This is a genomic window from Serratia sp. JKS000199 (genome assembly GCF_900215455.1).
Classification (GTDB): Bacteria; Pseudomonadota; Gammaproteobacteria; order Enterobacterales; family Enterobacteriaceae; genus Serratia; species Serratia ureilytica.
On the sequence record NZ_LT907843.1, the window covers coordinates 243,681 to 258,628 of the forward strand.

A 14,948-nucleotide genomic window follows, 5' to 3' on the forward strand; every position below is an offset into this window, starting at 1 on the left:
AGTCATTTTTTGAACACCTGCAAGTGAGCTGCTTTTAATCGTCTGCAGGCATTCACCAGGGAAACTAAAAATTATAACGATATGCCGATATCAGGCAATGAAAATCTGTTTTAACCTTATCTCTTACAATGACGGCTGCGGGATAATTTTCGCTCATCTATTATGCCGACGAGCTCCTGCGAGCGAGCGTGTTTTTTTGAGCCGAAACCGAGTATCTGTAGCCTCACTTTCCATGCATCCCCCTGCTTATCCTTTCGCCGGTTAAACAACCGTTTAATTAATAGCTGTTATAATTACCCCTGTTGAGCCTTGATGGATGAATGTTTTCCTCCTCAAGCATTGCGATGCGGCGCTCTGTGGAGCGGCATCCGTTTTTAGGCATGCCGGTGGTTCGGTGAGAAGTTAGGAGAAGTGAACTATGAGCAGAAAAGACAAGCTCGCGGCGGCCCTGTTGGCCATCTTCCTGGGCGGACTGGGCATTCACAAGTTTTACTTAGGGATGAAGTGGTGGGGGCTGTTCTACCTGCTGTTCTGCTGGACGGGGATCCCATCGATTGTCGGCTTTATCGAAGGCATTATTTATCTGTTCCAATCGGAAGAGAAATTCAACCAGAAATACAATCCTGGTCTGATTTAAGGCTTTTCTGACGGCGCTTCCTGCTAAGGGAAGCGCCGTTTTTTATTCCGTTACTGTTTCTTCATCATCATCTTGCCGCGCATCTCTTTGCTCATCATTTTATTCGAGCTGGAGATCACGCAGTTATATTGCTTGCCTTGGTTAATGATCATAAAGGTGCTGACCGGATTTTTAAAATCCTTGTCGATGGTGAAATAAATATAGGCCTGCGGCAATGCGGCCGGTTTAAAGGCGCCGAAGGCATACACATCCGCCAGGCCCAGCGCGGAGAGATCGACCGTCAGCTCCATGGGTTTCATGGAATCCGGCGATGGGAACATCGACTTGGCCGACATCATCATGGTGCTGCTGTTGATGGTGTAATCGGTTTTGACCTTCATGCCGATATATTTCGATTCCGGCATGGAAAGTTCTTTTTGGCAGGCGGCGTCGTGCTGCGGCGCCGGGCTGCCGTTTTCCATCACGGCGTGCACGTGTTCCAGCATCACTTCCGCGTTGCCGGTGGTAGGTTGTGCATCGGCCGCGTAAGCCGCGCCGCTGAAGGCGGCCACAGAGGTAAGGATAATGCCCGTAACGATTTTCATTGTCGGTCTCCGGAATGCTAATAATGATATTAATTGCGGTGTGTAGCCTATTGGCCTGATAAAACGCAAAGTGACCCGTTCCGTGGAGATAAAATATCCTCGGAATATTGCTGGAAAAGAGTTTTTCTTCCTCGCGGTAAGCAAGGTTGTGTTAATTTTTTAAGCGCCTTTCTGATTTTTTATTCGGTATTTTTTCCTGCATATAAATAGTATGTCTAAACATAGTCAATGTTTAGAATATGTACAAATTATTGCGATTTTTTCTCTTTACGCTTTCTGTTTTTTTAATCGAGCAATAAATATTTATTGAGATACAGAGAGTTATGTTTTTACGCTGGGACCACTCGGTGAAGCGTTATTTATGTGATCTTCATAGTCACAGAAATAACGCTGAAATTATTACCTTTCTATTTAACGGCTAATTATTCATGGCATAGGCTTCAACCCCACTAACCGCCTGAGCTAGAATCAGGCGGTTTTCTCTTCGAAAAGGACATCGCCATGGCCGCCTGGGCGCTTTTGATCGTCGGTTGGTTATTGATTTGGCAGGATCACCCGGTTTGGGGTGTGCTGTGCATCGCGCTGTTTGCCGCGCTGCAATGGGCGAAGCGCGCCGCTAAAAGCGGGCAAGAACCCGAAGAAGCGGCAGAGTGGCGCAAGACCGACTGGCGTTCGCAGCCGATTGAGATGGCGCACGCCGGCGACAGCGACCGGCAGATTGGCGGCGTGGGGGAACTGGGCATGGGCGGCCCCAGCTTTTGGACGCTGCTGCTGCGCGACGGGGCGATTGTGCATGGCGCCTGCGCCGCGCCGCAGGACGTGGACGATGGCAAGCTGCGCCTGATACCGACCCGCAGCCGCGAGGGAGAGGAGCTGACGGTATACGAGCCCGCCGCCCGGGCGATGTATGCGCTGCCTGCGTTGACCGATCGCGAGCTGGGAGCCTTGGCCGCCGGTTCCGCTGAGGCGCTGGTGCGGCTGCGGGCGACGTGTCGGCAGGTGGAAGCCACGCCGTTGCACCTTGTGCGCGGTCTGTGGGTGCCGCAGTGGGTAGCGGATCCGGCGGATCGGCTGGAGATCACGTTGCCCAGCGGCCGCGTGCTGGCGGCGCGCGCGATGTTGCCGGCGGATCTGCGCCAGGCGGACGATCCTGCCGCGCTGCTGCACACGCCGCCTTATGAACTGTTGTTGGATAACAGGCCGACCGATCGCTTCGTGCGCGATCTCGAACGCGTGGCGGAATCCCCGTCGGGTGACGGTTTGAGCGTCGGCGGCTGCCAGTTCCGCGGCGAGCATATCGTCGATGGCCTATACCATCTCTACTTCGCCGGCGAGTGGTTCAGCCTGCTCTCTTATGCGCATAAACCGGCGGGCGGGCGCGGTTCGGACACCACCTTTTTCGTCGAGCGGGTCGAGCCGCAAGACGGCGGGGTGTTTGTGATTGAATGGGATGCCTACAGCGTGGGGCCAGGCGGGCGTGAGCCGCGCGTGCCGGCCCCGCCGGTATTGGTTATCGCGGTAAGTTGGCAGGAAACGCCGCTGCAGTTGCCAACGGCCAACAACCGCGTGACCGTGCGCTTGCCCAACGCCACGGCGTAAGGCTTAAGGCAGCACCCTGACTTCGCCGTTGTGCAAGGTCAGCACCGCGATCGGGCTGCCGGAGAAGCACTCCCTAAAGATCCAGTCGCTGGGCCGAAACGCCGCCGCAGGTAGCCCGGCCTGCCACTCCTCCCACTGCGGGGTCGGCTTATCCGGCGGTAAAGAGAAAGAGACCAGCCAACCGGCTTCGCAGTGCACCGTTTGGCCGGTTGGACGGGTGAAGGTATGCGCACCTGCCAGCTCCATCACCGGCGGTAAAACCTCGAAGGCGATGATCGGCACGCCGGCCACGCTCTGCGGCTGAGGAAAACGCACGGCAGTCACGCCGTTCATCGTGATGGGGCTGTCTTCGGTGCCGGGCTGGCGCGGCTCCTGCCGGTTTACCCAGCTGCCTTTCGGCAGGGTGATTTCACCGAACGATTTTGCCGCCTCGAGCGTCAGGTAACTGCGCCGATTCCAGCGTTCTTCCGCCCGCTGGCTCTTGAGATCCTGAAGGGCAATGTCGATCAGCATCAGCGCGAACGCCACCGGGTAGATCGCCAGCGCCGAGGCCAACAGATAGCCGCCCCAGGAAAGCGGCGGGCGCGGGCGGCCGCAGCGGGCGGCGGCGTAGCGCCAGCCCCACCAGGCGAGCAGGATGCCGGCGAGCAGCAGGGCCAATAACAGCGCCAGCAGGCCGGCGGCGCCGGCGCCATAACCTAACAGCATGGCAGGTTCCTTATGTTCACGGCGTGGTGGAGCGATAGCGAACGAAGTAGGGCAGCGCGGGGGTCTCCCCGTCATCGCCATAGTGGCTTTCCGGTTCGATCACGGTTTGGCGTGCGTCGTCGCGCCCGTTGTAGCGGTACTCCAACGGCTGTCGGTAGCGCACTTCGGATGAACGCAGATCGAAAATCAGCGAAAGGCGCGCATCGCCGTTATCCGTTTGGGCGACCAGCTTGTCGTTGCCCGCCCACAGCTGATACAGCGATTTATCGCCGTTTTCCAACAGCACTGCCAACTGCCCGTCGGATTGATAACGCAGAAGCTGATACAGCCCTCTGTCCAGCGTTTGGGCGATCAGGTAGATGCCGCCATCCGGGGCCTGCGCGCTTTCCTTGACGCGCACCGTTAGCCAATGCAGTTCGGCCACCTCGCCGGTTTTGCCGTTAACGGCAATGTGCAAGGCGCCGGAACCGAGCACCGGGTTCATCCAAAACAGCACGCGATCGCCATCAACGGCGGTAAAGATCTCGGGCATGGATTTGCGCTTACCGGAGGCGTAAGCCGTCGGTGACTCCTCCTCGCCGCGCTCAAAGCCCAGCAGCTGTCGCTCATCCAACAGCGCCGGCAGATCCAGCGTCTGCCGCCAATGGGCGCCAAAGTCCGGGCTGTAGAATACGCCTTCGGTGCTGATGAAATACAGCGCGCGCTTTCCCGACAGCGCCACCAGTTTGCCGCCGATAAAGGAAGGCAGATTGTCGTCGCCCTCCGGCCAGGGGATCAGCGCCCCGATGGTGCCCCGTTGCACATCGACCAGCCGGCGCCCTTTGGACAGAAAAAGCACGCACTCCTGCTCGACGCAAACCGCATCGTAGATTGATTCGTCGAGTTGCCCCAGCATCTGCAACCCCTTCGGGCCGGTGAATAACACCTGGCTGAGATAGTTGGCCGCCCAGCCGTAGAAGCTGTTGTAGGCGCTGGTCTCACTTCTTTTGCTGATGAGCAGCAGAGCGCCGTTCTGCGCCGGGTAGCTGTGGATGAGATCGTAACGGGCTATTGTCGGCAACGCCTCGTCGCTCTGGGTCCATTGCCACTGCGCATAGCGTTGTTCAGGGGCGAGGAAATAGACGCCCAGCGCGCTGGCCAAAAACAGCGTCAGGATAATAAGGGGTCTTTTATAAAGCGCTAGCGTCATCATTTCAGCTCCGTCACCTGTTCCTGCCGCCATAGCCTGCGGCGCAGATTGCGCAGGTATTTGAACGTCTTAAACGTGCGGTGCTGTTCAAAAGCGTAGAGGCGGCAGATCTGGGCGAAGCCCTCGATCAGCAGCGCCAGGCCGCTGACCATCAGCATCATCAGCAGCAGAATCGGCGGCAACTCACTGCCGAGGCGCTTCAGGGTCCAGGCATCCAGGTAAAAGCCCGCTGGGGTATCGGCGTTATCCCACACGATCAGACCGAGCATCAAACACATCATGATCGCGCCCAGGATGAAAACGACACGCGCGCTCAGGTTAAGGCCGGCTTCGGTGAAGTAGCGATTGCCGCCGATGAGATAGGTCTGGCGGTCGCGATGATTGATGATCCCGCGCACCGTAGGCAACTCGGGGACGGTGTCGTTCTCGCAGTACAACACCTGCAGCGGATCGCCCTTAGCGATGAAAAGCGGATGCTGCCGACGAAATACCGGATGCAGTTTGGTCGTGGGGACGTTGAGCGCACGGGTCGTCACCGCGAAGTGCGTCTCGTTCTGACGCCACGCATAAGTGTCCAAATACTGCACCTGCCGCGGGATCTCATAGTGGCGAAGTTCGTAGCTCAGGGCGTTGACCGTCTCGATGCCGGAGGCCTCGACGCCGTCAGGAAGGGGAAGTGCGGTCTGCAGCGGTGCGGTCGTCGGCACGGCGTCTTTGCGGACGGCCCGGTATCTGATGCCGGGGATTTTCAGGCTGAGCGAATCGGGCGGCGTGACGTCTTGCCCCAGCAGCACGCGATCCAGCGCCCTGAGCAGGCGCCTGCGGCCGCGGTGCCCGATCAGCAGAAGCTCTGAACCGACGAACAGCACCATGCCGATGCCGATGAGGCCGGCGATGATGGCGATAAAGAACAGGACAATGGTCAGCCAGGAATCTTCCCGGTCCATGATGAAAAAGGCGGCCGGGAAGCCACCGGCCAACGCGGCGCCCAGCACCAGCAGGGCGAAGTATTTCAGCTTGTATTTCAGCGTTCTGTCGGGTTCCAGCCGGCCTTTCGTGCCGTGCAGCAGCCAGTGCAGCCAGTAGCTGCCGTCACGCAGGCGGTGAGCGCCGATCTTCACCCGATCGCCGGCGGCGAGCGTGGCCAGCAGATTTTCGCTGTCGCTGAAGTCGTCACGGTAAAAAAAGAACGTCTGGCCGGAGGCGATGATCCTCACCAGGTTGTCGGGCGCCGTCTGCTGGCAGGCGCATTGTTCGACGGTCACATGAAAAAATTGGGTTTGCATGTCATTCCCTGTCGGCGGGCGTGGCCCGAAAATTCATCCCTGGCGCCGGGTAATCAGCGCTTTTTCAGCAACGGAAGCATGCGCACCAGCGCATTGTCCTTGACGATATAGTGGTGGAACAGCGCGGCGGCGGCATGCAGGCCGATCAGCCAGTAGCCGAATGATGCCAGCGTTTTGTGCCAGCCGATAATCGCCCGCGCCTGCGGCCGATCGGCCACGTCGGCAAACGGCATCGGCAGGCCGAACAGAAACCATTCTTTGCCGCCCAGATAGCGCGAATAGACCCCCAGCACCGGCAGCGTCAGCAGCAGCAGGTAGATCAGGGTGTGCGTCAGGTGCGCCAGGCCGGTTTGCCACTTCGGCGGTTTGGGCGCGATGGCGGGCGAGGGGTGGCGCCAGCGCAGGAACAGGCGGGCGATCATCAGCGCAAATACCGTTACGCCGCAGCTGAAGTGGGTGACAACCAGCACGTACCAGGGGGCGCTGCCTGGTTCGGCCAAGCCGCGCAGCTCGATGGTGACGCAGGCGATGACCAGCAGGATCGCCACCAGCCAGTGCAGGCGAATTTGCCACGGCATGTAGGTGTTCTGCACCGGGTTACCTTTTGATGTTAAAGGGTCTGTGCGTCGATGGTAACGAAATGTTACATCGGAGGAAAGCGCGTGCGCGCAATTTAGGCAAAACGCCAGGCTCAACTCACTTATTAAGCTATTGGTTTAGTGGGGTATGCGCCTGACGGCAGGGGAGGCCGTGAGCGTCGTAAGGTATGAAGTTAACAGGCGGTAGATTCCGAGGCCGGTAGCTTATTAAGCGATGACGCGGGTTGCGCCGCAGCCCTCGCTGCGGCGCCTGGGATCAGTTCAATTTGGCCTTGGCGAAATCGCTGCCGTTCACGTCCACCACGTAGCCGCTCAGGTTGCTGCGGGTGGCGTAGAACACTTTGCCGGTGGCCAGCGGCAGCCACGGCGCCTGTTTGGCGAAGATCACCTGCGCCTGTTGATACAGCTTGGCGCGCGCCTGTGGCTGGTTCTCCTGGATCGCCTGCTGGATCAGGCTGTCATAATCCTTATCGCACCAGCGCGCCACGTTGGCGCCGCTCTGCACGCCGGCGCAGCCGAGCAGGGTGGCGAAGTTGTCCGGATCGCCGTTGTCCGAGACCCAGCCGTACAGTGCGCTCTGCTGCTCGCCTTTGCGCAGCCCGGCCAGATACTGGCCCCACTCCCAGGTGACGATCTTGGCCTTCACGCCCACCTTCGCCCAGTCGCTTTGGATCATCTCGGCGATGCGCTTCGAGTTCGGGTTGTAAGGGCGCTGTACCGGCATCGACCAGATGTCGGTCTCAAAACCCTGCTCCAGCCCGGCTTGCTTCAGCAGCTCGCGCGCCTTCTGCGGATCGTAGGCGTACTCCGGCAGTTTATCGTTGTAGCCCAGCATGCCCGGCGGCAGCAGCGAATTGGCCGGCGTGCCGCTGTCTTTGAACACCGCGGCGACGATCGCTTTCTTGTCTACCGCGTAGCTCAGCGCCTGACGCACCAGCAGGTTGTCGAACGGTTTTTTCTGGGTGTTGAACGCCAGATAGCCGACGTTCAGCCCGGTAATGTCGTGCAGCTGCAGGTTGCCGTCGGCCTTGATGGCGGCGAACTGTTCCGGCAGCGGCGCGGGGATGATCTGGCATTCGTTGGTTTTCAGCTTGGCTAGCCGGGTCTGCGGATCCGGCGTGATGGAGAAGATGAGGTGCTTGCTGGCCACTTCGCCCTGCCAGTAGTGCGGGTTGGCGATGTAGCGGATCAGCGAATCCTGCTTGTACTGCTGCAGCGCGAACGGCCCGGTGCCGATCGGCCAGTTGTCGACGTATTCCGGCGTGCCCTTTTTCAGCATGGCGTCGGCGTATTCGGCGGACAGGATCGAGGCGAAATCCATCGCCCAGTCGGCGACGAAGGCGGCGTTGGGCTGGCTCAGCGTGAAGCGCACGTGATGCTCGTCCACCGCTTCCACCTGGGTGATCAGCTTATCCAGGCCCATGTCGGTGAAGTATTCATAGTTGCCGCCGGAGACCTTGTGATACGGGTTAGCGGGATCCTTCTGCCGCATCACGGTGAACACCACGTCTTCGGCGTTGAAGTCGCGCGTTGGGGTGAAGTATTTGTTGCTGTTGAATTTTACCCCCTGGCGCAGGGTAAAGGTGTAGGTCTTGCCGTCCGGGCTGACGCTCCACTCGGTGGCCAGCGACGGGGCGGGCGTTTTATCGCTTTCGCGCAGCGTCACCAAGCGGTTGTACAGCACCTGCGAGGTGGCGATAAAGGTTGGCCCGGAGCTGGAGAGCTGCGGGTTGAACGATTCCGGCGAGGCAACGGTGCAGTACACCAGCGCATCGGAAGCGGCCAGCGCGCCGCCCGCCGACAGCAGGCCGCAGCCGGCCAGCACCAGCGCGGCGATTGGGTGTTTTAAAAACGTCAAGGCAAGATCCTCAGGTGGAGTAGGCCGTTACCGGCGAATTGAATTAACTATAGATAACGGATGGCGAGACCGGGAACAAGCGTCTCACCTGCGCATTCTGTGCGCCGCGCGTTGCTTGCCAAACCGCTTTACTCGCTCTCGCGCTTGCGGTCGGCATCATAGCGCTCGCGGGCGGCGTCCAGCTCGGGGAAATGGTATTCCGCCCAGCGGTCCAGCGCCGTCAGCGTCTCGACCAGCGAGCAGGCGACGGCGCTGAGCCGATATTCCACATGCGCCTGATTCTTTTCACTTAAATCCAGCCGTTCGAGCAGCCCGTTGCGTTCCAACTGGCGCAGCGTTTGCGTCAGCACCTTCTGCGAAATGCCGTCGATGCGGCGCAGCAGTTCGCCGTTGCGCAGCGGCCGCTGCGCCAGCGCTGGCAGGATCAGCATCACCCACTTGCCGGAAATCAGCGCCAGCGCATCGCGCGCGGAGCACTTGCTCGAATAGACGTCGCCGGGATAAGCCATTGGGGGTTACCTTCAGGTGCGTAATTGCCAAGGGTGCGATAAAGCCACAGCATAGCAGCACCACCTTACAACGGGAGAAACAGGATGAACGTGCTGATTGTGCTGGCTCACCCCGAGCCGCATTCTTTCAATGCTCATTTGGCCGAACAGGCGCGGCAGGCCTGCCTGGCGCAGGGGCATCAGGTGAAGACGGTCGATCTGTATCAGGAGGGATTTGATCCGCGCGAGGGCGCCGGCCACTACCCCAGCAGAAAGCAGGCGGACAGATTTGATGCGATGCAGGAGCAGCGCCATCACTGGACGACTCAGGCGCTGCCGGCGGAGATCCGGCGGCATATCGAGCTGCTGCACTGGGCGGATACGCTGGTGTTGCAGTTTCCTTTCTGGTGGTTCGGCGCGCCGGCCATCATCAAAGGCTGGATGGATCGGGTGTTCGTTTACGGCGGGATCTACGACAGCCGCCACCGCCATGAGAACGGCGTAATGCGCGGCAAACGGGCGCTGCTGACCGTCACCGCCGGCGCTTCCGCACAGGCCTGCGCGCCAAACGGGCGTGACGGCGATATGCGGCTGATGCTGTGGCCCATCATGCATGCGTTGCACTATATCGGCTTTAGCGTGCTGGAGCCGTTCCTGGTCTATGGCGTGCGCGGCGGGTTGGCGGGCGAGGCTCTGCAGGCGCAAAATGCCGCGTTGGCGAAGGTGACGCAGGCGTACCGGGACGGTTTGAAGGCGTTTTCCGCCTGGCTGGTGGTGCCGTTCAACCGCAATGAAGATTTTGACGCCGATCTGGCGCTGAAGCCCGGCGCGCCGGTGTACAGTCCGTTCGTGCGGCATTGCGATCCGGATTAGAATCCGGCCTTCAGCAGTTCCTCGCGCAAATCGTCGATAATCGCCGGTTCGATGTCGGGGAACTGCTGCTGAATATCGGCGATGGCTTCGGCCACGCTCGGGCCGGCGAAGGTGCCGGAGAAGGGCAGCAGCGGCAGGTTCGCGTCGCTGTCCGGCAGTTCGCCGCGGATGGTGCCGGTGATCATGCCCGCTTTTTTTTCCGCCGTGAGGTCGTACTCCCCCACGCTTTTGTCGATCGGTTTCATTGGCCGCCTCGCTGTCGGTGAGTGTTTACCCTGTCTGTTAAAGCATAGTGTTTCAGGCAATGAATACCAATCAATGTATATAATATTAATATAAAACAAGGCGATGCGCGTTTTGTCGTTTGACGTTCGCCGGGGGCCGGCGCTATGCTCTTGGCGCTAAAGGAACCTTCCTCACTGACAGGGACAGACGACATGAAAAGACTGAAAAGCGCGGCGCTGTTGTTGCCGCTGTTGGCGCTCAGCGCCTGCACCCATCACCTCAGCAGCGCCGAGCTGCATGCCAAGCACTACATTTATCAAACCCGCGACGATTTCGATCCGCAATTCCGCACCGATGTGAACGGCAGTATTAAGAACGCCGTGCCGATGTTCGAACAGTTCTACCAGCTGGGGAAAAAGGATCGCGCGGCAGGCGTGGTGCGCAGCGAGGCGCAGAAAAAGGCCGACTATCTGGCCAGCCCGGAATTCCAGCAGAACATGGAACACAAAACCATTTTCATCAACCGCACTTACAGCGGCTCCGACAACCCTAAACGCCGCCAGGTGTTCTCGCAGGAAGCGGTAGGCGCGTACTGGGACGGTTACGAAGGGCGCTGAACATAATCCCTCACAAATATACCCGTCATACTTGAAGCTGCATCTGTGTTGACTGCGAGCGCTCACCCCAGTCACTTACTTGAGTAAGCTCCTGGGGACTCCCGCTCTTGCCGCCGTGATGCAACTCCAATTATTTAGGGTATAGAAGGTAATAAAAACTGGTCTTCTGGCGGTTATTTGATTATAAAAACCGCCGCTAAGGACGATGTTCATAGATGAAACCAGGAGTGTTTATGTTGGCAAAAGTTAAGCGTTCGTTCGCCGCCGCCGTCGTATTGATGTTGGCGCTGCCTGCGGTTCAGGCCGCGGATTACCGTGCGGGCGAGCAATACACCCGGCTGGATAAGCCGGTAGCCGCCGCGCCGGCGGTGGTGGAGTTCTTCTCCTTCTACTGTGGCCCTTGCTATCAGTTCGCCGAAACCTACCGCGTAGGCAGCACCGTGGCACAGGCGCTGCCCGCCGGTGAGAAAGTCACTAAATATCACGTCAGCCTGATGGGCAAACTGGGCAATGAGCTGACCGAAGCCTGGGCGGTGGCGACGGTGCTGGGCGTGGAAGACAAGATTGAAGGGGCGATGTTCGACGCGGTGCAGAAACAGCGCGCCGTCAACGGCGCCGACGATATTCAGCGGGTGTTTACGGCGGCCGGCATCGATGCCGCTACCTATGAAAACGCGCGCCACAGCCTGCTGGTCAAAGGATTGATCGCCAAGCAGAACGAAGCGGTGAAAGCGTTCGACGTGCGCGGCACCCCGTCGTTCTACGTGGCAGGCAAATACAAGATAGACAATGCCGGCATGGCCAGCACCAGCGTTGAAGGCTACGCCAAAGAGTACGCCGCGGTGGTGCGCCATCTGTTGGATACGCAGCCTTAAGGCGATTCCCCTCCGGCGCCCGATGATCTGTGATCGCGGCGCCAAATCCCCCGCTCGCCATTGATTGTGTGTTAACGGATTGTTATGGTGATTTTCTGTTCAACGGCGCAGCGCCGCCGGCGTTTGAAGGGAGAGATCATGACGGCATTGGCAACGCTCCGCGACGCCGGCTTCGAAGAGTGGCTGGGCAAAATCAACACCGCCTGCGGCAGGTTCTGCGCGAAAACGCTGGGGCCGGGTTTCAGCGGGGCGATGCAGGAGTTCCGCGCCCATGCGCTGCGTCTGAGCGTGGTCGACGTGGCCCAGGCCCGGCTGTATCGCACGCCGCGTGAAATCGCCCGCAGCGACGGCGCGCACTTTTTTACCGTCTTCCAGCTGCGCGGCAGCGCGTTGATGGAGCAGGGCGAGAGCCAAACGGTGCTCTCTCCCGGCGACATGACGCTGATCGACGCCTCACGGCCCAGCAGCTTCACCTTCCAGCGCGATTCGCGCCAAATCTCTCTGCTGTTGCCGCGCGGCTGCCTGCCGGTGCCGCCGCCTTGCGCCCAGCGTCTCGGGGCCGAGCTCAGCGCGGTGCGCCTCAGCCGCCAGCTGGTGCTGAGCAGTATGCAGGATCCTCAGCTCGCCGCGGCGGAAAGCGAGGCGGTGCTGAATGCGCTGGCGGCGCTGTTGCGTCCGGCGCTGACGCTCGAACAGGCGCGCCCGGAGGGGCAGCAACCGGTCTTCGACAAGGCGCTGGCGTTGATCGACAGGCATATACAGTCGCCGCAGCTGCGTCCTGAGTGGGTGGCAGCCGAGTTGGGGGTGTCATTACGCAGTCTGTATCGGGTGTTCGCCCGTCAGGGGCTGGTGGTGGCGCAGTACATCAGGAACCGCAGGCTGGATCTGTGCGCGCAGGCGCTGCGCAGCGCCGCCGGGCAGGAGAAGCTGGCCGGCGTCGGCCTCGACTGGGGCTTCGCCGATCACAGCCATTTCTCGACCGCTTTCAAGCAGCGTTTCGGCATGTCGCCGAGCGAGTACCGTCGGCAGTATCAGTAAATCAGGGCGCGGGCCAGGCCCGCGCCGCTGCACTCAATAGCGGATGCAGACCGATTTCGACTCGGTGTAGGCATCCAGCCAATCCGGGCCGAAATCACGGCCGCTGCCCGACTGTTTGAACCCGCCGAACGGCATGTTCGGGTCGATCAACGTATGGGTGTTGACCCACACGGTGCCGGCCTGAATGCGCGGCGTAAACGCCATCGCCTTTTGCAAGCTGGTGGTCCACAGGCTGGCGGTCAGCCCGAAGTCGGTGTCGTTGGCTTTGCTCAGCGCCTCTTCGGCGCTCGCCACCCGGATCAGGTTGACCACCGGGCCGAACACTTCCTCGCGCGTCAGGTTCAGCCGGTCATCCGGGTTGATCACCAGCGTCGGCGGAATGTAGAAGCCGTTGGCGTCCGGGCCGGCCGCGCCGCCGATAAGCTCGGCGTTTTTCGCCCGGGCGTCGTCCAGGTAGGCCGCCACCTTGTTGCGGTGCGCGAGCGACACCAGTGGGTTGATTTGCGCCCCGGTATCCATCCCCGGCCCGACCGATAGCGATTTCACCGCCTGTTCGAATCCGGCCACCAACCGATCGTAAATCGGCGCTTCGATATAAATTCGCGAGCTTGCGGCACACACCTGACCCTGGTTGAGGAAGCTGCCGAGCATCAGGCCTTCGATCACCTGCTGCGGATCGGCATCTTGCAGCACGATGGCCGGGTTTTTACCGCCCAGCTCGAGCGTCACGCGGGTCAGGCGATCCGCCGCCGCGCGCGCGATGCTTTTGCCCACCGGCGTGGAGCCGGTAAAGCTGACTTTGGCGATCAGCGGATGTTCGGTCAGTGCCTTGCCGCACACGGTGCCGCGGCCGGTGACCACGTTGAACACGCCCGGCGGCACGCCGGCTTCGCTCGCCAGTTCGGCGATGCGCAGCAGGGTGAGCGGGGTGGTTTCCGACGGCTTGATGACGATGGAGCAGCCCGCCGCCAGCGCCGGCATGACTTTCCACATGCCGATCATCAGCGGGAAGTTCCAGGGCACGATGCCGGCGACGACGCCGATCGGCTCTTTGCGGGTATAAACCTGATATTTGGCGCCCGGCGGCATCGGAATGGACACGTCCAGCGTCTGACCGGTGATTTTGGTCGCCAGCCCGGCGGTGTAACGCATCCAGTTCAGGGTACTGCCGACTTCGAAAGCGCGGGCGATGTTGATGGATTTGCCCTGCTCCAGGGTTTCGAGCTGCGCCAGCTCTTCGGCGTGCTGCTCCACCAGATCGGCGAAGCGCAGCAGGATGCGTTCGCGCTCGACCGGCAGACGCTGCGCCCAGACGCCTTCGCTGAAGGCTTTGTGGGCGGACTGCACCGCCAGCGCGACGTCGTGTTCGTTGGCGTCGGCGGTGGTGGCGATCTGCTGCCCATTGGCGGGGTTATACACCGCCAGGCGGCCTTCCGCAGCGGACGCGCGCCACTGGCCGTCGATATACAGCCCATGCTGACGATCGAGAAAACGCGACACGCTATCCAGCACGGCTACGGTATTGTCAGACATACATCCTCCGATCAGGCTCATCAGGTTATCGTTAACCCTGAGAGTCTAGATCAGCGGTAAAGCGGCGGCTTTGCTCTGCCTGACATTCGATTTGTCCTGCGTGTCATTTTGCCGTGACGGAACAGTAAACCGCGGCCGGCGGGCGCCGGCCGGGAAGGATTACGAACTCAGGGTTGCCAGACGGGTGGCGAAACCGAGGAACAGCAGGCCGATCAGGCCATTGCCGAGCTTCGCCAGGCCTTTCTTGTGGTTGAAGAAATGCGCCAGCATCGCGCCGGAGAAGATCAGCGTGCTCATGTAGATAAAGCTGACGGCTTCGAGGATCAGCGCCAGAATGGTGAACGACAGCCCGGTGTGCGCGTAGTTGAAATCGATGAACTGCACGAAGAACGACACGTAAAACAGAATAGCTTTCGGGTTGGTCAGGCTCAGCGTCAGCGATTTGCGCAGAATGCTGTTGCCGCCCTCAATCTGTTGCTGTTGCGCCTGCGCCTTCTGCACGAAGGTGGCGTAGAGGATTTTTGCGCCAAGGAACAGCAGGTAAATCGCGCCGAGAAAACGCACCAGGGTAAACAGGAACGGCGTGGTGCGGATCAGCGAAGCCACGCCGATATAGGCGCAAAAGATCAGGATCGCATCGCCGATAAACACGCCCAGCGCCGCGGTATAGCCGGCGCGCACGCCGCCCGATATGCCGGTTTTCAGCACGTACAGCGTATTCGGCCCCGGCAGAATGATGATGAAGACCACCCCGGCCAAATAGGTCCATAAATTCAGGACGCCAAAACTCTCTAACACAATAACCTCTCCATGCGCGCAACTAACAGGCAGAAACACTG

The 14,948-nt window shown here is 60.2% G+C and carries 16 protein-coding genes; 6 read left to right on the top strand and 10 right to left on the bottom strand.

The window, feature by feature from the left end:
• Positions 1–418: 418 nt before the first annotated feature.
• Positions 419–637, top strand: coding sequence for a TM2 domain-containing protein (locus CPH57_RS01195; RefSeq protein ID WP_033641985.1), 219 nt, complete (start codon positions 419–421; stop codon positions 635–637).
• Between the two features lie 50 nt (positions 638–687).
• On the opposite strand, the gene CPH57_RS01200 is transcribed toward CPH57_RS01195, so the two are convergent.
• Positions 688–1,221 carry a hypothetical protein gene (locus tag CPH57_RS01200; protein ID WP_033651031.1) on the bottom strand — a complete coding sequence of 178 codons (534 nt, stop codon included), beginning with the start codon at positions 1,219–1,221 and terminating at the stop codon, positions 688–690.
• A gap of 501 nt (positions 1,222–1,722) precedes the next feature.
• Between CPH57_RS01200 and CPH57_RS01205 the strand changes: the two genes are divergently transcribed.
• Positions 1,723–2,820 (top strand): hypothetical protein, encoded by a 1,098-nt coding sequence (locus CPH57_RS01205; protein WP_096241926.1) that lies wholly within the window; start codon positions 1,723–1,725, stop codon positions 2,818–2,820.
• 3 nt (positions 2,821–2,823) lie between these two features.
• Here the strand turns inward: CPH57_RS01205 and CPH57_RS01210 are convergent, their stop codons facing one another.
• From CPH57_RS01210 to CPH57_RS01235, 6 genes are all read right to left on the bottom strand, one after another.
• Positions 2,824–3,528, bottom strand: a complete 705-nt coding sequence (locus CPH57_RS01210) for a hypothetical protein (protein ID WP_033651033.1) — start codon at positions 3,526–3,528, stop codon at positions 2,824–2,826.
• 16 nt (positions 3,529–3,544) lie between these two features.
• On the bottom strand, positions 3,545–4,720 hold the full coding sequence (locus CPH57_RS01215; protein WP_096241927.1) for a hypothetical protein: 1,176 nt from the start codon (positions 4,718–4,720) through the stop codon (positions 3,545–3,547).
• Positions 4,717–6,003, bottom strand: coding sequence for a hypothetical protein (locus CPH57_RS01220; protein ID WP_096241928.1), 1,287 nt, complete (start codon positions 6,001–6,003; stop codon positions 4,717–4,719). Before CPH57_RS01220 ends, CPH57_RS01215 begins: the two co-directional genes overlap by 4 nt.
• Positions 6,004–6,056: 53 nt before the next feature.
• Positions 6,057–6,581 carry a cytochrome b561 gene (cybB, locus tag CPH57_RS01225; RefSeq protein WP_096242814.1) on the bottom strand — a complete coding sequence of 175 codons (525 nt, stop codon included), beginning with the start codon at positions 6,579–6,581 and terminating at the stop codon, positions 6,057–6,059.
• Positions 6,582–6,858: 277 nt separating this feature from the next.
• Positions 6,859–8,460, bottom strand: a complete 1,602-nt coding sequence (locus CPH57_RS01230) for an ABC transporter substrate-binding protein (protein ID WP_096241929.1) — start codon at positions 8,458–8,460, stop codon at positions 6,859–6,861.
• A 128-nt stretch (positions 8,461–8,588) separates the two neighbouring features.
• Positions 8,589–8,969, bottom strand: coding sequence for a helix-turn-helix domain-containing protein (locus tag CPH57_RS01235; RefSeq protein WP_096241930.1), 381 nt, complete (start codon positions 8,967–8,969; stop codon positions 8,589–8,591).
• Positions 8,970–9,053: 84 nt separating this feature from the next.
• Here CPH57_RS01235 and CPH57_RS01240 point away from each other — a divergent pair, with 84 nt between their 5' ends.
• Complete coding sequence (locus tag CPH57_RS01240; RefSeq protein WP_096241931.1) at positions 9,054–9,821, top strand: NAD(P)H-dependent oxidoreductase; 768 nt, start codon at positions 9,054–9,056, stop codon at positions 9,819–9,821.
• Here CPH57_RS01240 and CPH57_RS01245 read toward each other — a convergent pair.
• Positions 9,818–10,066 (bottom strand): hypothetical protein, encoded by a 249-nt coding sequence (locus tag CPH57_RS01245; protein WP_004940639.1) that lies wholly within the window; start codon positions 10,064–10,066, stop codon positions 9,818–9,820. The genes CPH57_RS01240 and CPH57_RS01245 overlap by 4 nt on opposite strands.
• Before the next feature lie 192 nt (positions 10,067–10,258).
• Between CPH57_RS01245 and CPH57_RS01250 the strand changes: the two genes are divergently transcribed.
• The 3 genes from CPH57_RS01250 (at position 10,259) to feaR (ending at position 12,576) form a co-directional block, all read left to right on the top strand.
• The gene (locus tag CPH57_RS01250; RefSeq protein WP_096241932.1) at positions 10,259–10,663 is read left to right on the top strand and encodes an Exc2 family lipoprotein; all 405 of its coding nucleotides are present in this window, start codon (positions 10,259–10,261) and stop codon (positions 10,661–10,663) included.
• A gap of 233 nt (positions 10,664–10,896) precedes the next feature.
• Entirely contained in the window at positions 10,897–11,538 is a 642-nt protein-coding gene (locus CPH57_RS01255) for a DsbA family protein (protein WP_046688321.1), read from the top strand.
• 138 nt (positions 11,539–11,676) lie between these two features.
• Complete coding sequence (feaR, locus tag CPH57_RS01260) at positions 11,677–12,576, top strand: transcriptional regulator FeaR (protein ID WP_096242815.1); 900 nt, start codon at positions 11,677–11,679, stop codon at positions 12,574–12,576.
• Between the two features lie 33 nt (positions 12,577–12,609).
• Here feaR and CPH57_RS01265 read toward each other — a convergent pair whose 3' ends face one another.
• Together CPH57_RS01265 and leuE are read right to left on the bottom strand one after the other, a co-directional pair.
• Entirely contained in the window at positions 12,610–14,109 is a 1,500-nt protein-coding gene (locus CPH57_RS01265) for an aldehyde dehydrogenase family protein (protein ID WP_096241933.1), read from the bottom strand.
• Positions 14,110–14,268: 159 nt separating this feature from the next.
• Entirely contained in the window at positions 14,269–14,907 is a 639-nt protein-coding gene (leuE, locus tag CPH57_RS01270; RefSeq protein WP_096241934.1) for a leucine efflux protein LeuE, read from the bottom strand.
• Positions 14,908–14,948: the final 41 nt, after the last annotated feature.